At 68.6% G+C, this 20990-nt stretch carries 16 protein-coding genes and 1 pseudogene; 10 read left to right on the top strand and 7 right to left on the bottom strand.

The window, feature by feature from the left end; all coding sequences use genetic code 11:
- Positions 1-604 precede the first annotated feature (604 nt).
- Positions 605-1054: a hypothetical protein gene (locus LRS74_RS32980; protein WP_277744456.1), complete on the top strand. Its 450-nt coding sequence runs from the start codon at positions 605-607 to the stop codon at positions 1052-1054.
- Positions 1055-1666: 612 nt separating this feature from the next.
- Here the strand turns inward: LRS74_RS32980 and LRS74_RS32975 are convergent.
- On the bottom strand, positions 1667-3004 hold the full coding sequence (locus LRS74_RS32975) for a serine/threonine-protein kinase (RefSeq protein ID WP_277744455.1): 1338 nt from the start codon (positions 3002-3004) through the stop codon (positions 1667-1669).
- Between the two features lie 212 nt (positions 3005-3216).
- Positions 3217-3642 carry a hypothetical protein gene (locus LRS74_RS32970; protein ID WP_277744454.1) on the bottom strand — a complete coding sequence of 142 codons (426 nt, stop codon included), beginning with the start codon at positions 3640-3642 and terminating at the stop codon, positions 3217-3219.
- 743 nt (positions 3643-4385) lie between these two features.
- Here LRS74_RS32970 and LRS74_RS32965 point away from each other — a divergent pair.
- Positions 4386-4646, top strand: a pseudogene (locus tag LRS74_RS32965) (transposase); the annotation flags it as partial.
- Positions 4647-4972: 326 nt separating this feature from the next.
- On the opposite strand, the gene LRS74_RS32955 reads toward LRS74_RS32965, so the two are convergent.
- Positions 4973-5266, bottom strand: a complete 294-nt coding sequence (locus tag LRS74_RS32955) for a hypothetical protein (protein WP_277744453.1) — start codon at positions 5264-5266, stop codon at positions 4973-4975.
- Positions 5267-5699: 433 nt separating this feature from the next.
- On the opposite strand from LRS74_RS32955, the gene LRS74_RS32950 reads away from it, so the two are divergent.
- From LRS74_RS32950 to LRS74_RS32930, 5 genes are all read left to right on the top strand, one after another.
- On the top strand, positions 5700-5915 hold the full coding sequence (locus LRS74_RS32950) for a hypothetical protein (RefSeq protein WP_277744452.1): 216 nt from the start codon (positions 5700-5702) through the stop codon (positions 5913-5915).
- 2 nt (positions 5916-5917) lie between these two features.
- Positions 5918-6352 carry a hypothetical protein gene (locus LRS74_RS32945; protein WP_277744451.1) on the top strand — a complete coding sequence of 145 codons (435 nt, stop codon included), beginning with the start codon at positions 5918-5920 and terminating at the stop codon, positions 6350-6352.
- Between the two features lie 433 nt (positions 6353-6785).
- Entirely contained in the window at positions 6786-7100 is a 315-nt protein-coding gene (locus LRS74_RS32940; RefSeq protein WP_277744450.1) for a hypothetical protein, read from the top strand.
- 67 nt (positions 7101-7167) lie between these two features.
- Entirely contained in the window at positions 7168-7878 is a 711-nt protein-coding gene (locus LRS74_RS32935; RefSeq protein ID WP_277744449.1) for an endonuclease/exonuclease/phosphatase family protein, read from the top strand.
- A gap of 1148 nt (positions 7879-9026) precedes the next feature.
- A complete protein-coding gene (locus tag LRS74_RS32930; RefSeq protein WP_277744448.1) occupies positions 9027-9515 on the top strand; it encodes an AfsR/SARP family transcriptional regulator in 489 nt (162 codons plus the stop codon).
- Between the two features lie 78 nt (positions 9516-9593).
- On the opposite strand, the gene LRS74_RS32925 is transcribed toward LRS74_RS32930, so the two are convergent.
- The 3 genes from LRS74_RS32925 to LRS74_RS32915 form a co-directional block, all read right to left on the bottom strand.
- Positions 9594-12992: a type 2 lanthipeptide synthetase LanM family protein gene (locus LRS74_RS32925; RefSeq protein ID WP_277744447.1), complete on the bottom strand. Its 3399-nt coding sequence runs from the start codon at positions 12990-12992 to the stop codon at positions 9594-9596.
- A gap of 161 nt (positions 12993-13153) precedes the next feature.
- On the bottom strand, positions 13154-13429 hold the full coding sequence (locus LRS74_RS32920; RefSeq protein ID WP_277744446.1) for a mersacidin/lichenicidin family type 2 lantibiotic: 276 nt from the start codon (positions 13427-13429) through the stop codon (positions 13154-13156).
- Positions 13396-13647: a mersacidin/lichenicidin family type 2 lantibiotic gene (locus LRS74_RS32915; RefSeq protein ID WP_277744445.1), complete on the bottom strand. Its 252-nt coding sequence runs from the start codon at positions 13645-13647 to the stop codon at positions 13396-13398. The genes LRS74_RS32920 and LRS74_RS32915 overlap by 34 nt, the downstream gene beginning before the upstream one ends.
- Before the next feature lie 347 nt (positions 13648-13994).
- Here LRS74_RS32915 and LRS74_RS32910 point away from each other — a divergent pair, with 347 nt between their 5' ends.
- The 3 genes from LRS74_RS32910 (at position 13995) to LRS74_RS32900 (ending at position 19803) form a co-directional block, all read left to right on the top strand.
- The gene (locus LRS74_RS32910; protein WP_277744444.1) at positions 13995-14177 is read left to right on the top strand and encodes a hypothetical protein; all 183 of its coding nucleotides are present in this window, start codon (positions 13995-13997) and stop codon (positions 14175-14177) included.
- A gap of 116 nt (positions 14178-14293) precedes the next feature.
- On the top strand, positions 14294-17656 hold the full coding sequence (locus tag LRS74_RS32905) for a type 2 lanthipeptide synthetase LanM family protein (protein ID WP_277744443.1): 3363 nt from the start codon (positions 14294-14296) through the stop codon (positions 17654-17656).
- Positions 17638-19803: a peptidase domain-containing ABC transporter gene (locus LRS74_RS32900; protein WP_277744442.1), complete on the top strand. Its 2166-nt coding sequence runs from the start codon at positions 17638-17640 to the stop codon at positions 19801-19803. Before LRS74_RS32905 ends, LRS74_RS32900 begins: the two co-directional genes overlap by 19 nt.
- A 62-nt stretch (positions 19804-19865) precedes the next feature.
- Here the strand turns inward: LRS74_RS32900 and LRS74_RS32895 are convergent, their stop codons facing one another.
- Positions 19866-20948 (bottom strand): hypothetical protein, encoded by a 1083-nt coding sequence (locus LRS74_RS32895; RefSeq protein ID WP_277744441.1) that lies wholly within the window; start codon positions 20946-20948, stop codon positions 19866-19868.
- Positions 20949-20990: the final 42 nt, after the last annotated feature.

Here is a 20990-nt window from a genome sequence, read left to right as displayed (position 1 = left end):
AAGAGGCGCCTGCTACGCGCTGTTGTGTCGTGCGGTCGCAGGGGTGAGCCGAGGTCAGTGCCTCCCTAAAGGGAACCTGGGACGCGATCCCGGCCAGCCACTCTCGTGCTGCCAAAGATCAGTTACGGGACAACCCTTAGGTGCCGCCCGCCCCGCCCGCTTCGGGGCGAATGCTCAGATGCCAGTGAGTAGGTGAGGCACGAGACGACGGCGCGGCGTTTCGGCACGTCGTCCAATGGGCGACCGAGGTTTCAGCGGCGCAGAGCCCCGCAGCGGGTCCCTGAACAAGGTCTACCGCTGGGCAGGCTTGACGTCGACATGGATCACCGGGCGGTCGGGCACTCGCAGGGCACCGTGCAGGTAAGGCCGAGGATCGGCCAGCTTCTGATCCCCATCCTCCCGGCAATGCAGTTCAGGGAATGAATCGTTCACTCACCCGCATCACTGAGGCCTTCCCATCCGCCCCCTCCCCGATCAAGATGAAATGCAGTCGACGCGGCCGGACGAGCCGCGGTGGTCAAGCGCTATGCCGCGCTAACCAGGAAGGTTGTCAGGCGATATCCCCGGCTGACGGGGGTCGCCTGGCTACAACGGTAGGGAAAACATGAGTACGAAGATCGTGCAGTGGAGCCGACGCGGCGGCATCATGGCGGGCGCCGTCGCGCTGACCATTCTGGGTGCGGGGCCCGCGTCGGCAGACGGCCCTCACTACACCCTCTTCACGTCAGACGACAACCCCGGCGGCGCCGTTGAGTTCTTCACCGACGGCGACATGGTTCGGCTCACCGACACTCAGGCGGACGGCAAGGATGTCGAGGTCGATGTGTGGGACGTGACCCCGGAGCCCGACGTGTACAAGTTCGGGTTCTACAACCGCCACGGCCACCGGGAACAGCCGGTGGTGAGCGAGGCGAGCGACGGCGCGCCGTACGACCTCGCAGAGGGTCATTGCATCAAGTTCCGCATCCGTCTTGTCAACGACGGGAGCTCCACGGTGGTGCCTGGCTCGACGAACTGGGGACGGTTCCGCAACGGGAGTTACGAAAACTGCTGACGAGGAAACAAGAAACGGAGCACCAGGCCACAGGGGCGGGCCAGCACACCACGCTCGAAGGCGGTTGGACGCCTTCCCCACCCTCTTGGCCGTCGGGGCCGCCGGGTGTTGTCGCGCTCGCATCGCCGCCGCCAGGTGCTCGGTCAGCCACGGTGACGGCCTGACCTCGGCCGAGCTCAGGCTGTGGGGTGGTACGGGGGCGGCCTTGTGCGGGACTGCGCCGGGTGGGCCGGCGGTGCCAGGTCGCGGCTGTACGCGGCCGGGGCACGGAGGGCGGTGCGGATTCCGTCGGCGCCGCGGATACGAGCGAGCAGGGAGTCGAACTGAGGCGAGTCACCACGCCGCCCGGCTGTGATCACGACAGACATAGGTCGCTGCCTCTGCTCCACCGCCGGGTGCGGCCAGCGGGGTCTACAACCAGCTCAAGCACCGTTGCAGTACTAGGCGAAAGCCGGAACTGGTGCCCGGGGGGCCTCGTAGACGTGCACGCCTCCGTCGGCCGACGCACCATCCGGTCCGGACCCTGGCCTCGCCCGCTCCCCGAGCACCAGGTGGTAGGTGCCCGACAGGTGTCGCCTGGTCGACCAGCTGGTCGCTGAACAGACGCCGGGGTCAGAGTTCAGGGGCAAACTGCCGGAGCACGGCGTCAAGCTGGGCGCTCCAGCCGCGCGCCTCGTCCCTGTTGCGCGCGGTGACCGTGCAGATGCGGGCGCTGTCGTCGGTCAGCAGCAGGCTCACCGTGAGCTTGGGTTTCCGCGCGTCGTCCGTGGTGTGCTCGAGGTAGGCGAGGGCGTGCCAGGGGTACTCCGTGGTGCGGCCGTTGCGCGTGAACACGACGCCGTCACGGTCGACCAGGACGGCGTTCTTGCGGTTCATGGCGAGGAACTCCGGGTCGGCGGAGGTCGGGGCACCATCCGGCGGCACGGGCGGCTGGGGAGCGACCGCCGTGATGGTCGGGGCGTACGCGGGCGGGGGCGGGACCGCGGCGGCGGCAACGGTCGGGGCGTAGCCCGCGGCAGCGGCCGTCCCGGGCGTGCCAAGAGCCACCCCGACCGCCCTGGGAGTGTTGGCAGCGACGGCCGCCCCGGAAGGGCCCGCGCCCACGGCTGCGCCCGGCGCGGCCGACGCGGCGGCACCCACCCCCGTGGGCGTGGCCGGATGGTCCGCCTCGCGGGGGTCCTCCGCGGGGAACCACTCCAGCAGTTGCGCGGTGGTGGGCCTGCGCTCCGGCGTCTTCTCCAAGCAGGCGGCCACGGTCCCGCGCAGTGGTACGGGGACCGCGGTGAGGTCTGCCGGGTGGTGTACGGACCGGTACATCAGGGAGACGGGGGTGCCGCCGCCGAAGGCGCTGCCGCCGGCTGCGGCGACGAGGACGACGCCGAGGGCGAAGACGTCGGCGGCGGGGCCGACCGGGTGGCCTTCGGCTTGTTCGGGGGCGAGGAAGCCGGGGGTGCCGAAGGCGGTGCCGGTGAGGGTGAGGCCGGCGGTCTCCAGGGTGCGGGCGATGCCGAAGTCCAGGACCCTCGGGCCGTCCTCGGCCATGATGATGTTGCCGGGTTTGAGGTCGCGGTGGACGAGTCCGCAGCCGTGGATGGCCTGGAGGGCCTCCGCGAGTGCGGCGCCGAGCCGGCGCAGCTGCCGGGTTCCCATCGGGCCCTGGTTGGCGATGAGCCGGGAGAGGGTGGGGCCGGGGATGTAGGCGGTGGCGAGCCAGGGCACCTCGGCGTCCGGGTCGGCGTCGACGACGGGGGCGGTGTGGAAGCCGCCGACCTTACGCGCGGCCGCGACCTCGGCGCGGAACCGCTCCCGGAAGAGGGGCTGGGAGGCCAGCTCGGGCCTGGCGACCTTGATCGCGACCGGCCGCCCGCCCCGCGAGTGCGCCAGATAGACCGTGCCCATCCCGCCCTCGCCGAGCTTGCGCACCACGGCGTAGTGACCGACCCGGTCCACCCTGCCCTCAACCCTTCCGGATTCGCCCAGCGTTCTCAGACGTACAGTATGAACGGGTCGCGAGCATCGCGGACGTGCCGAGCCCAAGCGCCTGTTGTCTTGGGAATCCCGGATCCCGATGTGCCCAGATTGGGCGATTTTGCAAATTCGACGGATTTGATGCCGTCACGGCGCCCTCGGTACCGCTTGGGCATGATCCTGGTACATACGCATCAGCCATATGGCGCGTCGTAGTCGGGATCGATATAGCAGGGAGAATTCATGTAGACCCAGATACTGTCTGGCTTATTCTTCTCCCACTTCGACGGGTTCTTGTACGTGGAGGGCAGGATGAGCTCGATGACCACGGTGTGGTGCTCGGTCATCTCCTCGACGTCCAGTTGCAGCTGTCGACCCATTGAATGAGCCCGAGCGAATCTGTATGCCTTCCAGCCGCGCTGCGGGAGTTCCTGGTGCAGCCGGTCCATCACCTTCCTGAGCTCTTCCTTCGGTGGCCCGGAGAGATGCCAGATGCCCCGGAGACGGTATCCATGGTCCACCCCTTCGCACGACATGCTCCAAGGATCCGTGTCCGCGGTGGGCGCAGGGCGCATGCCAGCCACCTGGTTGATCTCCTTCACAGAGCGCTCGAACAGCATCTCAGCACGGTCAACGCGCACCCGCTGAGGCTCGTACGCGAGCCCTCCGTTGCGGTCTCTGCCCTCGCTCGGTGTGGAGCATCCCGTCACGGCGAAGAGGACGGAGACCGCTCCAACGGCAAGTTCGTGACCCTTGCGGCCGATAGCGGCGGTTCTTCTGGCGTCTTCCGCCTTCCGCCCGCCCAGACACCTATGGAGCCTCACTCAGTCCCCTCTGTTCAATTCACGTTACTGACACTTGACGCTGCCAGGGACGCTAACAAGAAGGAAGGCGCGGGCGCCAGGTATTCCAGGGCTCCTTGGTCGACATCAGCCGGTTTCCATAACAGGGCGAATGAGAACGTGGCGTGAGTACCGGTACTCATCTGCAGGTCGGGGGTCCGTACTCGGAAATCAGGGGCACTGAGGGTCCAGTGTCCCCGCCTCGTCAGGACCGCAGCTGAACTGGCCGCGCCCCTTTCAGCAACTTCCGCGGCTTGCCAGCAGAACGGCTGCCCGCCCTGGCGGCGAGGTGCTCGCCCCAGCTGTTGATCTCGGGCTGGTTGTCGGTTGCCAGCCGCGTCTTGCCGGCTCCGCGGCCCCGAGATGCTGTCCGGCCGTCTGCTGCCTGGAGTTGGCCTTCGTCGGTCAGCCGGGCCGGAGGGTGCAGCCGCCGTTCCGGCCCCGGCCTCGCGTGCAAGCCGTTTCCTCCGCCCACACTCATGACTCAACGGGCCACCGCTGCCCAAGCAACTGGCACTGCGGCACGCAAGCCCGTGCTGATCGTGGACGGCACCCTGGTTCCAACCCGGTGACCACACGGTGGCCGAGCAGTCGAAAAACCACGGTGCTCCACCAACCACCAGGTCGTCATCGACGCCGACACCCGGCGCGTCGTGGCCGTCGGCCGGCCTGTGCTCGGCAACCGCAACGACTGCACGGCATGCGAACTGTCCGGCGCGAAGGACACCGTGGGCAACGCCAAGGTCATCGCGGATGGTGGATACCGGGGCCCCGGCCTGGTCACCACCAGCGCACGTCGCTTGGCTCGGTCGGCACCGCGCTGGGCGAGCGGCGCGCCCCCGAGCGTCGCCCCCCCGACATCGGCGAGCGCGATCAGTACCGCACCGACATCCATCCGATCACCCCGCCCGCCGTCCCCGCAGCCTTGACGGCGTTCTGCTTGCTCTTGCCGGAGATGAACGTCTTCCGGTCCTCGCGACCGACGGCGGGGCGTCGGACCCGGATCTCTGTGTCGTCGACGATGCTGGTTCTTCCCGCTGGGCGGGAAGTCGACGCCGCACCGCCAAACGTGCACGAGCTCGTTAGGCACGAGCTCGTCAGGTGCGAGTCACTCCGGACATATCCGGTTACAAAGGCCGTCGTCGTTGTCAGGCCACTCGCAGCAGGCGTGGTGAGCACGCGCGACCTTGTCGCGATCCACGAACTCCGTGATGAGGCGACCGTCCTCAATGCGCGTGACCCCTACCTGCATTTTAAAGTCGATCTTCAGTATTTCGAGCTCAAGCCTTCTGCATTTCACCGCATACCTGCCAGCAGCCTCAGGGTACTTGGCGAACAGTCTGTCGACTTCTTCGAAGAAATCAGGGTCGCGCTGCGGCCCGCAGGCGGGCTTGGTGTTCATGGTTACGCTCCCGCGTCGAGTGCTTGAAGCCCCCAGATTCATGGTCCCTCAGCCTTGAGCCCGGTGCCACCGAGCCCAGGAACCTCCCTCGTTCAACCATCCATGGGCCGCGCTCGATCTACCGCGGGGAGGTGAGTTCCCGGAACCGGATCGGTCGCGACGTCCTTGAACGTCCGCCTGCCGACCGAAGCCGTCCGGCACCACACCACCGGGCCCACCCCCTGCACCAATCGGCACCGCGCACGGCCCCGCCCCCGCGTCGGCCCGCCGCGCGCCCGGGCCCGCAGACACCCGGCCTCACCGGCAGCGGAGCCCCACCTCACGGAGCCGGCGCATCGTCAGGAAGCGCCATCCCACCGGGCGGAGGAGAACCGGCAATTCCGGCTTAGGGTACGGCGCCATGGACACCAGACGCAGAACAATCCTCCGGGGCATGGCAGCTGCCCCCATCGTGGCGTCGACAGGCGGGTTATTCGTGCCGGAGACGGCCCTGGCCGCCCCGGCGAAACCCACGCTGACACTGACCTTCGAACCGTCCGAGACCGCCGCCCACGTACGGGGAATCCGCTGGCTCACCCGGAAATTCGGCAGGTACAACGCGACAACGATCCCCCTGCCCTCCAAGAACAACTGGGCCTTCCCCCGGTAGCGGTGAAGATTCCCGACTGGCCGGACGATACGCCCCTGCCCGTCGCCGCCTACGGCTGGTCCCCGGGCGACCCCGACGCCAAGTCCAAGGACTGGTGGCCTCAGGGCATCACGACCTACTACGACGTGACCGGCCTGGACGGCACGCGCATGATGGTCTCCTGGTACAACAAGGACGAAGCCAAAGGCGCACGCGTCGCCCTTATCGACCGCCGGGCCGCGAACCCCCGCTACCACTACATCAAGCTGGTGACAGCCAAGCCGAACGGCAACGAGTACACCGCGGAACTGATCCGGGGCCTGCACGCGGGTGGCCTGGCCTGGTACCGCAACCGGCTGTACGTCACGGACAGCGAGCAGAACGCCCTGCTGGTGTTCAACACCGACGACATCTTCCCGTCCGGCGACCCGCAAGCCCCGTGGGCGCTGCCCCCCTGAGCCGCACCTACAAGTCAGACGCCCCCGAAAAAGACCTCGGGTTCGGGGAACGCCGCGCCGGAGCACGAGGCGTGCGAGCACGAGTCGCCGTGGGCGGCACCGGGTCGCCACCGGTTCCGAGGGTCGACGTCGATATCCGGCAACTGACCATGGGCCGAAGAGCATGGCGACCACCACACTGCCGAGGCGTTTTCCACCCGGAACAGGGGGACGCGGCACTCGCGGCGGGGCCCGCTCGCCCGGTCGCGCTCACACATGCTCACCACCGCTGTGATGTCACCTTCGGTGATCACCGCCCGTCGGGTCGGCGGACTACCACCGCGAGGGACCGCTCCGCGGCAGACGCCCCAGGGCTGCCTTCCCGGGAGCGGCCCCGCTCCGTTCGACAGCCATGGTGCGCCGCCGGAGAATCGAATACAGGTGAGGAGGGGTCATGAGCATCCGCATAGCCACTTTCAACTGCGAAAACCTCTTCCGGAGGCCCATCGTCTTCGGTATCGGAAACGACCCGGTACGCGACGCCGTGCTCGAGGACTACAGGAAACTTGTCGAAACCCTCGATCACGACACGTATACGGCGAACGACAAGACAAAGATCATCGAGCTTCTCAAGAAGCACAGCGTCGACGTCTCCCAAGACATCTCCACCCAGACGATTCCTGGTCAACGAGCCGCGCGGACGGGCCCGACTACTCAAGGGCGAGGGCCGGAATATCGAGGTCAGGACCGAGGTCACGGGACGGTCTGACTGGGTCGGCTGGGCCGAACTGGTCAAGGGTGACCTCAGCTGGGACGCCGTCAAGAACACCGCCAAGGTGATCGCCGAGGTCAACGCCGACATACTGCTGACGGTCGAAGTCGAGGACCGGCTCACCCTGCACCGCTTCAACAAACAGGTGCTGGCAGGCCAGTTCGATACAGAGCCGTATCCGTTCAACCTGCTGATCGACGGCAACGACATTCGCGGCATCGACGTGGGGCTGTTCAGCCGACACCCGATCACCTCCGTACGCTCGCACATCTTCGACAAGAAGGATTCCCGGGACATCTTCAGCCGGGACTGCCCGGAATTCGAGATCGACATCGATGGCGAACCGCTCTGGCTCCTCGGAAACCACTTCAAGAGCAAGCGCGGCGGCGGAGGTGGCGACAAGCGCAAGCTCCAGGCCGAGCGTGTCGCCCAGCTCTACCAGGCCGCGCTCGAACGCTCGGCCCATGTCGTAGTCGCCGGGGACCTCAACGACACCCCGGGCAGCCCGCCGCTCATGTTCCTCGAGGCCACCAGCCTCAAGGAAGCGATGAACCACGACAGTTACGAGGGGCCGCCCGGCACCCATGGGAAGTGTACGAACCTCAACGACAAGATCGACTACCTGATGTTCTCCCCGGAGCTGTTCGCCAGGGTGGACAAGGTCGAGGTAGAGCGGCGTGGGATCTTCGAGTTCGGTACCCCGTTCGACACCGTGACCGGACCCGGCGACCAGGCTTCCGACCACGCTGCCATCGTCGCCGAGCTCGACCTGTAAAGGCAGCCGGCGGCACAGCGAGGCCCCGGACGAGTTCGCCGCGCAGCGCCCGCCAAGCGGGCGAGTTCGCGGCGGCGGGCGTTGCGTACCTGAGGTACGGCTCTTCCCACCACACGCGGCGCTGCGCCCGGTCGACCCGGTAGCCGCGGGGCCAGGGTCTTCCTCGGGTTTCAGGGCGCTGCAGCGGCGGATGGGCCTGGGGTTACTCGGGTCGCTACCCAGGGTCTATCGATCGCGTCATGCGCGGACCGGTGGCCTCGCTTGCTGGTGGCACGTGCCTGATGTGGCGCCGTGGTGTAAGCGCTACGCGGCCAGGGTGGTGGCGAGTCGTTCGCGGAAGTCCCGCACGGCTGCGATGTCCGTCCGGGTGCGCATGCTGCGACGGGTCACAGGGCGAGGACGGATGGATCACGGACACCGGCACCATGCGGCCCCGGTCCGTTGGCCAGGCGCGCATGCGGTTTTCGTCGCCGTCGCGACGTCCCTCAAGGCCTCGGAGGCACGGGTAGACGATCCCGCTTGCTCTCGTCCCGACGTTCCGAACCGGCGTGCTGAAACCTGGTCTACGCCCCGGCCGAGTCGATCAGCAGCACCACCCATGACGCCGCCAAGACCCACCTGCCCCGGCCCGAGGAGTAACAACGACGGCGAGGGCGGCCTGTCCGGATCGTACCCGCGGCACGCCGCTGACCAGGCTGGACATTCCCGCCTTGTCCAGGACGGGCGGCTGCTCTTGCCCGACATCACCGGTCACTTCAAGGCTCAGCGCCAGGAGAAGCCAACGAACGTGACGCCGATTTCGGATCGGAAACACGGTGAGAAGCTGAGAGGCGGTCGCAGTGGCCCTGCCCCCAACGATCCGATACCGGATACTTGGCCCCGTTCAAGCGAGATCTGCCGACGGCACCTGGCAGGACTTTCCACAGGGCAAGTGGCGAACTCTGCTCGCGGTACTGCTGGTCCGAGCGAACCACGTCGTGTCGTGCGAAGAGCTCGTCCGGCAGTTATGGCCGGAGGAGGCGCCGGAAAGCCGGCGCAAACTCGTTCAGCAGTATGTCCACCGGCTCCGTCGGAGCCTGGACGACCCGGAGGGCGATGTCCTGCGGACCCGGGCTGCCGGGTACGAGCTGCGCGTACCGTCAGGCGAGTTGGACGCCGAACAGTTCGAGAGGCGCTGCTCGGCCGGCCGACAGGCGCTCACCTCGGGCACGCCCGCCGAGGCGATGGAGCATCTCGGCCACGCGATGGCGCTTTGGCGGGGGTCGGCCATGGTGGACGTCGTGGACGCTCCCGCGATCGCCGCCGAGCAGATCCGTCTCAACGAGCGGCGGCTCACCGCCACCGAGCTGTGGTTGCGCGCGGGGCTGGCCTGCGGTCGGCATGACGTACTGATTCCTGAGCTCGAGTCCCTGGTAACCGCGCACCCGCTACGGGAGCACTTCCGCGAGCTGCTGATGACCGCGCTCTACGAGAGCGGCCGGCGGGCCGACGCGCTCAGCGTCTACCGGAACCTGCGCCGCACGCTCAGGGAGGAGCTGGGCATCGATCCCGGGGCCGGTATCCAGCGGTTGGAACGCACCATTCTGCAGGGAGGTGAGGTCAACATGCCGCTCCTTCCCGTACCTGTCGATCGTTGAACCCTGCCGATCGTCGAACACAGCGGCGATCCGGGTGCCAGGCGTGGCGTCCGGATCGCCACTCGATGGGCGCTGCGGTCACGGAGTGGCGGCCACCTGCTGCTCTGCCGTGCCTTCGAACACGGGTGACCTGCCCGGCTCCCCGCCGTGGCAGGGCGCCTCCAGCAACAGCACGTTCGGAACGCGCTCTGGCATCGCCGCACGGAGCAAGCCGTAGCCGATGCCGGCGAGTCCCATCAGCAGGCCCGGCGTGCTGACACGCTGCGGCACCCCGGGCCGGGGCGCACCGGCCAGGACCTGCTCGGCGACGGCTCGCGCGCACCGCCGACCCAGTACCGTGTCATCCGGCTCGCCGAGCACCGAGCCGGCCGCCAGCAGGGTCTCGGCCAGCCCGAGATCTCCATGGCAGATCGAGTCGTTGCCGATACCCGTGTAGCGGCCGTCGACGACCAGGTCGTCGCGGACCCGGCCGGTCGCGATCACGAGATCCTCGCGGATGAGGTCGTGCCACGGCGACAGGACCGGCAGTCGCAGCATGGCGGCGCGCGCCAGACCGACACCGCCGGCGCCGTGGCACCATGCGTTCATGAAGGCGCCCGGACCGCTGATGGTCCGCAGATCGGGCCAGTTCCGGCGCTCCGGTGAAAGGTGGTGCCGCTCATAGCGCAGCGCCCGCCCGCACAGCTCGGCCAACCGGCCCTCACCGGTGACCTGGGCTATCAGGGCCAACGCATAGGCGATGCCGCTGGCGCCGTGCGAGAACCCGAGCAGCGCTGGAGAGTCCTCGAACTCGGCCCGCCACGCGGTGCCGCCGGGGACGTCGACCGCCCGGGCCGCGATTGTCGTTCCGGCAGCCTTGATGGCGTCGAAGGTCCGATCGTGGGGGTGAGCGCGATGAAGGGCGAGGATCGCCAGTGCCGCCCCAGCGGTGCCGCTGATCACATCGAGGACCTTGTCCTCGGCGAATCGGGCGTGGCACATCGTCGCGGCGTGCCGGGCCGCCTCGACCAGCGTCGGCTCCCGCAGTATCTCGGACAATCGGGTCAGCACGTAGATAAGGCCGCCGAGCTCGCTGAAGCCGCCGATCGCCAGCCCGGCACCGCGGTCCTCACCAGGGCTCAGGTGCTCGATTGTGTCCGCCAGTTGCTGGGCGAGCTGCTCGGCGGGACGGCGGTATCGCGGGTCACCTGTGACCGCAGCGAGCTGCGCCAGGAACAGCGCCACCCCGGGAACTCCGCTGTACAGATCGAGGCCGGCGTGCCCGACCTTCCAGAAGCGGTCGCCGACGAAGTTCACCGAAAGCCAGGAGGGGGCTTTGCCGTCAGCGGTCAGGGCCGCGTCGAGCAGCAGGTCGGCGACCACACGCGCACCCCGGATCGCGAGGTCCGGGGCGATCTCCGCGTCCGGCAGCGGCCTCGGCTCGCCCTTCCCGGAGTTGGACGTGCCGACGGTGAGCCCGGACATGGACGCCCGGATACACCACAGCTGTCGGCGCAGGTCCTCTTCGGACATCGCGCCGATCCGGGCCCGCACCGCGTCCAGCCCGGTGGTCTCCAGGAAGTCGTGCGCGACCACGCCGTAACTGTCGAAGAGATCGGTCGAGTCGGGCGTGGTGTGGAAAGAAGGGATGTCCTGGTCGGCGAGCTGGCGTTGCTCGCTGGCGAGCAGCACGTCCCGGTCCGGCAGGTCGACGAACCCCGACGACAGCACCTCGAAGAAGATTTCGCGGTCGAGCGCGTCGCGCAGCAGGTCCGGGTGCCAGGACTCCATCTGCACGCGGCCGTACGTCATCGTGGGGCGCGGTATGAACCGCACCTCGTCGTCGCCGAACCCGGCGATCGGCCCCTCGGCGGCGAGCAAGTCGTCGCGGTGCGTCTCGATGATCCGATAGCACTCGGTGAATCCGGCGGCCAGAGACTCGATGTGCGCGAGGGCGTCGACCTGGCGACCGGCCAGCCGCACGAGGTTCTGCGTCTCCGGCATTTCGCGCCGGTCCCGCACCACCCGCACCTCGTCGGTGCCGCTTCCGACGAAGGTGGGCATACGACCGGGCGAGAGCTGGCCGCCGACGCCGGCGAGACCGCTGACTTCCGCGTCATAGATGCCCTCTTCGTCAACAGTGATGATCCGCTCCGGCAGCAGGCCGACCCGCAGGACCGAGTCCCGGACCACGCGCGGGGCGTCGCCCAGCGAGAGCGGCGCCGGCTGATCGCCGGCGAGGCGGGGCGGCACCTGGAAGATGGCCTCCAGGTCCACGAGGACGGGATGCTCCCCCGCTGCGATGACGTTCTCCAAGTGCATGTCCGAGCCGCAGAGAGCGTAGAAGAGCGCCAGGTAGGCACCCTGCCGCCAGAAGAAGCGGTCCACCTGGTCCTCGTGGTCGCACGACGCCGTGTCGACGTGTTCCACCCAGCCGTACTCGCCTCGGTCCAGGACGCGCAGCGGCCGGAGCTGATGGCGGAGTCCCCTCGCGTTGAGCCAGTCGAGGACCTGGTTGAAATGGACCTCTACGCGGAGGCTGCGTGGTTTGTACACCAGCTTGCGGCCGTCGGTGAAGGTGAGGATCGCCACGGTCCGGCCGCCGCGATGGGTGTCACCGGCGCCGAAGCTGATGTGGGCGAGATCGGCCAATCCGTGCCAGGTCCCGCCGAAGGTCTGACGGAGCTCCGGCAGGTCGGTGAGAAGGCGCTCGGTGAACTCGGCCCGGACGTTCACCGCGGTTCGCAGACAGGCGACCAGTTCCCGGGCCAGGACCGGATACTCGGCGAGCATACGGAGGGCCGTCGCCGGCTCGCGGATGTGCTCGACGAACGAGGCCATCCGCTCGCCCGGCGTCGCGCCAGCCAGCCGGCCCTCGAGCCGAGCGACGTTCACCTCCAGGACCATCACGGAGAGGATCATCTGGAGGAGTCGGTCCAGAGGCGGTTGCAACAGGGTGTGGCTGGGCGGTAGGCGCTCCTCGCGCCTGTGGCGGGCAGACAACTCGGTGACCCGGCAGGCGAGTTCGTCCCGACTCCACGCCAGCAAGGGCGCGATCAGGTTCAAGAACACCACGTTCCCGGTGGTCTGGTCGTACGGAGCATGTTCGTGCGGAGCCTGGCCGTCGTGACTGTCGTGGCCGCAGTCGGCCCGTGGGTCGCCGATGCCGAGATCGTCGAGCCGCACCGACCCGAACCGTCGCCACGCCTCGGAGACTGCGTTCAGCCAGTCCGGCCGGTCGGGGAGGCGGGCGACGAGCGCCTCGGCCGGCTCTGCCAGCAGTTCCATGATCCGGTCCTCGGTGAGCCCGAGGCGCTCCCAGCGGTCCAGCCGTATGTCTGCGTCGCGCACGATGTAGCCGCCACGCCATGCCTCGCGCCGTCGGCGGCCGTAGTCGCGCTGCTCCTCGGAGATGGATGGGGTTGTGCCGTCTTCGGTCCGTTCCGACCGGGTCAGGCCACGCCACCAGTTCGGTGTGCAGGAAATCTGGTCGAGCATGCATCCGCCTTCAGTAAACGCGCGTCCGGGCGCTGGCCCGCGGCAATCGATGTCCCGGTTCTGCAGCGCGGGGTGGACGCCGCCACGGCGATGTCCACCCCACTCCTACCGGAGAGGCTGGTCGTACTTCGCTACTCCGCTGTCGGGTCCGATGACCGCCGTCAGCAGCTGCCCGAGGTGCAGCCCGTCGTCATGACCCAGCAGGTGTTGGTGCAGCCGAGGCTGCCCCAGGCGCAGGTGAAGCAGGTGTGGAAGGTGAACGGCCGGTCCCCGCCGAAGATCTCGGCCAGGTCCGCGTCGATGCCGCCGACGACACCCACCGGACTGTCGGGCAGTGCCGCGAGAGCGGCCTCGTCGAGCGTCGTGCGGAACGCGGGATCCTTCCACGCACGCACGGCCGCGTTCACGAGCAGCCCCAGCACGTGCGGCACGTCCACAGGGGGTAGCAGGTGAGGCACGTGCGGAACGTGTAGGGCAACCCGTTGCAGCAGCCCATCGTCGCGGTGGACTCGGTGCCGGCGCCCCAGGCCCCGTCCACGGCGAGTCCGTCCAACTGGACGATGCCGACCGGGTGGTCCGGCAGCCCGGCAAGTTCGCTGTCGTCGAGCGTGGCCCGGAATACCGGGTCTTTCCACGCCCTCGCTGCGGTATTCACGAATTTCCTCCGATCAGTGGTGGACCGTGAGTTGCTCCGACTGCCGCACGATCCGAGGAGCGATGCGGCAGTGCTGTGGCGGCGAGAAGTGCCGCGGTCACGAACAGACGACGGAATCCAAAACTCGGCTCGGCCAGGAACCGGTGCCGCCGAATGGAATCGGGGACCACCTTCGGCATTCGTCGGCCGGGCGTCAAGAGCGATATGACGGGTTATACCGAGACTGAACCGACCTCGAACCGGGCGTCGACGGAGAGACAACCGATAGCGAACCGCAGCTTGACACGCTGGGCACGCTCGGCCAGAACAGCGACGGCTTGCGGTTCCCACGACGGGAGGTGACAGCAATGACGGGACGAACGGAACTCATCGAGGATCCGATCGGTGAAATGGATCTGACCGACCTGAACGAGCAGGAGATCAACGGCGGCGGCAGCAGCGCACTCTGTTTCACCATCACGGTCACGATATCCACCTTCAAGCACAGCATTTGTGGTACCTGCGGCATCCTCAGCGTCGGCTGCTGCTGATCCCGCAATAGAGGCGGTCGGCCATCCGACCGCATGACCGGGTGGGCGGAGACGCCCTTCGTCGCCCGCCCACCCGGAGCCCCTGCCACCGTGACGAATCGCAACGGAGAAAAGTGATGGCCACACGCGGCATCGCAACGACCCATCCCAAGGGCGTCGAGAGCGATGTGTTAGACAACCCCACCTGGTGGACCGCGCTGTCCCTGGAGGAACGGCGACGACGACCACCGGTGCAATCGAGGACCGATGCCGCCCGCGCCCGGGGAACGCGCCGACTCGACGCCTGGCGGACCGACAAAGCCGTCACCGGCGGTCTGGAGCCGGACTTCTCCCGGTGGCACGCATCGGGTCTCGACGAGGACAAGCTGCGGCTGCTGGCCGGCGAGTCGCCCGAGAGCCTGCGCGACCGCTTCCCGCACCCTCCGCCCTGGCTGACGAGCGTGGCGCGCGCCTGGTCGGTCGATCTGTCCGAGGAGGTATCCGGGTTCGACGACGGGTGGCCGGCCGACGATCTCGGCCCGGCCGCCGGCCTGCTGGCACTGGTCCATCCGCTGTCGTCCTGGTACCAGCGACGCCTGCATGAGGAACTGAACCGGCTCAGCAGCTCGTACGGCCACGATGCCGAGGTCCCCCACAGCCATCCCCTGCTGCGGCCACACCACGATGCGCATCTGGCGATGACCACTCCCGTGCTGGTGGCCCAGCTTCAGAAGGCACGTCGCGCCGGCGCACTGGCAGGGGGGACATCGGCGGCGCGGTTCGGCGATTTCGTCCAGCAGCTTCGCGAACCCGCCTGCGCGCTGCGCATTCTGGCGGAATTCCCGACGCTCACCCGGGAACTCGTCGATGAGTTGGAAACCTGGTTGACCGTCCGGCGTGAGCTGGCCGAGCGCGTGCTGGCCGACCTGCCCACGCTGCGTGCGGCGTTCGGTGTGGCCGGCAGCTCGCTGAACGACATCGTGGACCTCCGGACGGGCTCCGGCGACACGCACCGCGGTGGACGCAGCGTGTCGATTCTGACCTTTCGCGGTGGTGGCAAGGTGGTCTACAAACCACGTCGCCTTGCCGCCGAGTCGCATTTCTACGCCGTCGTCGACTGGCTCAACGCAAAGGGCCCGGCCTTCCCCCTGCGACGCCTGACCCTGGTGGAGCGCGACGCCTACGGCTGGGCCGAGTTCGTTCGCTCCGAGGGCTGCTCCGACGAGGACGAGCTCCGCCGCTTCTTCTGGCGCCACGGCGCCCAGGTAGCCCTGCTGTATCTGTTGCGCGCCTCCGACATTCACCTGGAGAACGTCATCGCCGCCGGCGAACACCCGGTCGTCGTCGACCTGGAGGCGATCTTCCAGCAGGTACCTCCCGCCACCCGCGAGAGGCGGCCTTTGGCACTCCCCACCGAGGCCGTGAACCGGATCGAGGAGTCCGTTCTGGCGACGGGCCTGCTTCCGCAGCGGCTGATCCAGCAGGACGGCGAGACCGTCGTGGCTACCGAGCTGTCCGGGATGGCCGGCGGCAACGGGGACATCAGCCCGATGAAGGTGCCGCAGTGGCAGGACGCCGGCACCGACCACATGCGGCGGTTCCGGGCACGGACGAGGATACCCGGCGGCCAGAATCTGCCCACCGTGGACGGTGCGCCCGTGGACCCCACCCGGTACGCCGCCGACGTGATCGCCGGCTTCGAGTCCTGCTACCGACTACTGCTCGACCATCGTGACGAGCTGGCTGCCGGCGACGGACTCATCGCCGCGTTCGCCTCCGACGAGATCCGGTTCATCGCGCTGCCGACCATGGTGTACGGCCGGATTCTCGGGGAGTCGTGGCACCCGGCCGTGCTGGGCGACGCTCTGGACCGTGACTGCCTGTTCGAGCTTCTCGCCACGCGCCACCCGCACCTTCCGGGAAGCCAGTCCGTGGCCGCCAGCGAGATCCGGCAACTCGCCCGGCGCGACATCCCGTTCTTCTGGACCCGGCCCGACTCCCGGGACCTGTACGACGACCGCGGCGTCGTGGTGCGCGACTTCTTTCCCCGCAGCGGGCTGGACCTCGTACAGGACCGAATCGCCGGGCTCTCCGCCGCCGACCTCCGGCAACAGCGCTGGGCGGTGTCCGCGTCGCTGGCCGCGCTCCAGCTCGGTGAGAGCCCGCGCGCCCCGCGACCACGGGTCCACACCATGCCGCCCGACGACATCGACCAGGCGCTCGCCGAGCGCGCCGCCGTCCGCATCGGCGACCAGCTGCTGCACACCGCGCTCGGCGACCCGGAGCACCGGCCGGTGTGGCTGACCCTCGCCATGGTGACCGACCGCCACTGGAGCGTCGTCCCGACAGGGTTCGAAAGCTACAGCGGCCTGCCCGGCATCGCGCTGTTTCTCGCCCAACTCGGTGCACAGACCGACTTGTCGAGGTTCCGCTCCGCAGCCGAGGCCATCGCAGCGATGCTCAGTGACCACGTTGACGCCGTGCTCGACTGGCACGAAACCGACCGGAACATGCTCGGCCTCGGAGGGTTCAGCGAACTCGGCGGCTACGTTCACACGCTCGCCCGGCTCGGCGCCCTGTGGCGGGCGCAGCCGCTCCTGGCTCAGGCACATCGCCTCACACCCGAACTCGTGCGCCGATTCGAGGACGACCACCATCTCGACGTGGTGGCGGGGACCGCCGGTGCGGCGCTTGCGGTGCGTACCCTGCACGCGGTCGCCCCGTCCGCGGAGACCGTGATGGCCCTGCGGGCCGCAGGCGACCGGCTGCTCGCCACGGCCACGGCATACGACGGCGGTGGCGGCGGCTTGGCTTGGCGCACCGCCCTCGCCGCGCGTTCACCACTGCTCGGCTTCTCACACGGCGTGTCCGGGATCGCCTACGCATTGGTCGAGATCGCCAAGGCCACGGGTGAGCAGCGGTTCCTCGACGGGGCCGAGCGAGCCGTGCGGTACGAGCACAGCCAGTACGACGCCGCCGCGGGCAACTGGCCGGACCTGCGAGATGCCAGCCCGGAGGGCACCTTCATGAACGCGTGGTGCCACGGCGCAGCCGGCGTCGGCCTCGCCCGCGCGGCCATGCTCGGCGACCTGCACCTTCCCGAGGCACGCGTCGACCTCGACGCCGCGATCGCCGCTGTGCGGCACGAACTCGTGGACGGCGGCGAAGTCTCCGGTACCGGCAATGACTGCCTGTGCCACGGTGACCTCGGCCTGGCCGAAACACTGCTGACCGCCGGCCGGGCCACAGGCGACGGTGCGCTCGTCGCAACAGCGCGCCGCACCGCGCGTGTGGTCGCGGAGACCGTGCTCGCCGAAGAGGAGCGCTGCGGAGTACCCGACGGGCTGCACGTGCCCGGGCTGCTGATGGGCACTGCCGGCATCGGCTACGGACTGCTGCGGGCGGCTCGGCCGGAACTCGTCCCGAACGTGCTGCTGCTCGAACCCCCCGCCGCCGACCGTGCTGACCTCGAGGAGGCATCGTGCCCCGCGTCCCGGTGATCGTGCAGATGACCGCCACCGAGTGCGGCCCGAGCTGTCTCGCAATGGTGCTGGGCGGTCTGGGACGTGCGACCCGGGTTCGGGAGCTGCGCGCCCAATTCGGGGTGGGCCGCGACGGCACCAGCGCCCGCCGCATCATCGAGGTGGCCCGCGACCACGGGTTGGCCGCACGGGGACTTCGGGTGGACGCTGCCGGGCTGGCCGCCGTCCGCCTGCCCGCCATCGCTCATTGGCGCGAGGACCATTTCACCGTGCTCGAAAAGGTGGGGCCGCGCCGGATCCGGATGGTCGACCCCGAGTACGGCCGGCGGTCGATGACCCACGGCGAGTTCTTCGCGGAATTCTCCGGCACCGTCCTGGAATTCACGCCGGGCGAGGCGGTGGAACGCCGGCGCGGCCGGATCCGCGACCATCTGGCTCTGCGGTTCCTGCGTGACCTGGTCCGCCTCGCCCCCTACCTCATGCTGCTCGCCGTCGTCCTCTCGGCCGTGGTGCAGGTGCTCGGCCTCGCCTCGGCCTGGGCGACCAAGTACGGCGTGGACGTCCTCATCGGACAGGGCGCGGACATGCTGTCGCTCTTCGCCGTAGGTGTCGGCGCCTACGTGGTGACCCAGGCAGTCGTCACGCTGTCCCGGGGGCTGGCGCTGCTGGTGCTGCAACGGCGCCTCGACCGGGCCTTGGGCGAGCGCTTCATGACCCACCTGATGCGGCTGCCGTACGCCTACTTCCAGAACCGCGGCGCCGGTGACCTGATGTCCCGGCTCAGCAGCAACATGGCCGTCCGCGACATGCTGACCTCGCAGTTTGCCACGCTCATCCTGGACACTGTCTTCGTCTTCGTGTTCACCGCGCTGCTGGCGGCGATGAGCCCGGCGTACGCGGCGGTGGTCGCGGTGCTGGCGGTCACCCAGGTGGGTATCGTGCTGATCACGCTCCGGCGGATCCACGAGCGTGCCCAGTGCGAGCTGTCCGCCGAAGCGAAGGCGCAGAGCAGCGCTATCGACGCGCTGGCCGGTGCGGAGTACCTGAAAAGCTCGGGGCTGTCCGACTGGGCGTTGCGGCGGTGGGCCGAACGGTTCGCCACATCGATCGAGGCCGGCTTCCGGCGGCAGCGGCTGGACCTCGTCAACGAGTCGGCGATGGGCGTGTTCCGCGTCGCCGCGCCGCTGGTACTGCTGCTCTTCGGGATCCTTCAGGTGTCCGCTGGGCGGATGTCCCTCGGAACCATGCTCGGCCTGAACGTCATCGCCGGTCAGCTGCTCGCGCCCGTCAGCCAGGTGATGGGGGCTGTGCGCTACCTGCAGACGCTCGGCTCGCACCTGGAGCGCATCTACGACGTACTGAACGAGGAGCCCGAGCCGACCCGCCCGCAGGCACTCCAGCCGGCTGGGCTCCGCGGTGAGATCGAGCTGCGCGGGGTCGATTTCCGGTACGACCTCGGTGCACCGCCCGTGCTCAAGGACATTGACCTGCGCGTGGCGCCCGGGTCGAAGGTGGCCATCGTCGGGTCCACCGGCTCTGGAAAGACGACACTTGCGCGGCTCTTCACCGGGCTGCTGCAGCCAACCGCGGGAACTGTCCTGGTGGACGGGCGACCGCTCGATGACTACGACCTGGAACCGCTGCGCCGGCGATTCGGCGTGGTCACGCAGTTCCCGTACATATTCGGCGGCTCGATCCGGGAGAACCTGACGCTCGGCCGGGGCGGCGTAAGCGACGACGAACTGCGCGAGGCACTGCGCAAGGTGCAGTTCCTGGCGGATCTGGAGCTCATGCCGATGGGGCTCAGCACCAGTGTGGGCGAAGGCGGCAGCGCGCTCTCGGGTGGCCAGCGGCAGCGACTGGCCATCGCCCGGGCGCTGTTGGCCAAGACCAATGTGCTGCTGCTCGACGAGGCGACCAGCCACCTGGACACGCTGACTGAGGCCGCGATCGCCGCCGAGCTGTCGGCGCTCGGCTGCACCCGGGTGGTGATCGCACACCGGATCAGCACGGTCAGCGACGCGGACCAGATCGTGGTGCTGCACCACGGTGAGATCGTCGAACGCGGCGATCACGAGGAGTTGATGGCGTTGGACGGCCGGTACGCCGCGCTGGTGCAACAGCAGACGGCGCGGCTGACCGGGCGCGCCACGACCGGACGGTAGAAGGAGGCTGAAGGTTCGGCGCTGGGGCTGAGTTGGGGCTGATGCCGGGGTTGAACGAGCCGCTACCGAGGCAGCGGGTCGAACTGGAACACCTGACGGGGCGACGAGGGGCGGCATTCCGTCTGGAAGACCGGGGACCATTCGCTGCGATCGGTGTCCGGCGAGCCGAGACACAGGTCCTTCGCTGCTGGCACCAGATCCAAGTGGGCTGCTCTGAGCAGGAATCCGTGAGCGGGACGACTCACGGGTTCCAAGCGGAATTGCTCGGCCTCGTTCAGTGTGTGTTCGCCGCAGTACTGGATGGAAACCGACGCTCCCTCGACCACCCCGGCGCTCACCACACCGAGACAGCGCATAGCCTCGTCCTCGTACCCGGGAACCATGATCTTGTAAGTTCCATCCCTCCACTGCCGGAGGACGACCCCCGTGCTCCCGTTCTTGCACGCGGTCTGATACATGAAGTGTTCCGTACTCGTGAAGGCTTCGGGAGGCGGGAGGCGCGGGCGTTCGGACAGACACAGGCCGGCTGCCGTACGGATCCGGTATGGGCCGGATGCCAACGGCGGCGGCGACTTCGAGGGGTGGGGTGAACTCCCGGCGTCTGTCGGGGCACTACCGGCGGCAGGCGTCGATCGCCCGGAAGGTGTTCTCTCGCCGTGACCGGTCTTGCTGTGGCCAGGGTTCTGTGCTTCGAGAACCGACGCCCCGATTGCCATGGTCAACAGCATGCTCACCACACCTGAACCGAGCATCAGCGTGATCGTCCGTCGCGTCATACGGCCTGACCGTGACGATCTGCCTGCCTGCGGATCGTCCCACGCGACGGCATCGGGACGCGGATCCGCATCGATCGACGCCGGACCGGCCACGCCCGGGGAAGGGGCGTCAGAAGCGCTCCCCGCACGTTCGTGTTCGGATCCCTGGGCCAGCCTCCGGTGCACCTGGAGCCACAACCGCACGTCGATCTCGCTGCCGCCACAACTGCGCACAAAGGTGGAAACCAGCTCCGCGCGGGGCAGCAGGTCCCGCCCCAGCGCGGAGCTGAGAGTGCTGCGTGCCAAAAAGTCGCCCAAGGCCCCGGAACGGCGCTCCAGCTCCCGGTACGTCAGACCGGACGCGCTCTTGAGTGCACGCATCGCTGCCACGAACTCCGCTTCCGTCCGCGCGTGTTGTGGCTCCGATCCCGG

This window comes from Streptomyces sp. LX-29 (genome assembly GCF_029541745.1).
In the GTDB taxonomy this organism is placed as follows: domain Bacteria; phylum Actinomycetota; class Actinomycetes; order Streptomycetales; family Streptomycetaceae; genus Streptomyces.
The sequence above is the reverse complement of the archived record's forward strand: the minus strand, read 5'-3'. Positions and strand labels throughout refer to the sequence as shown.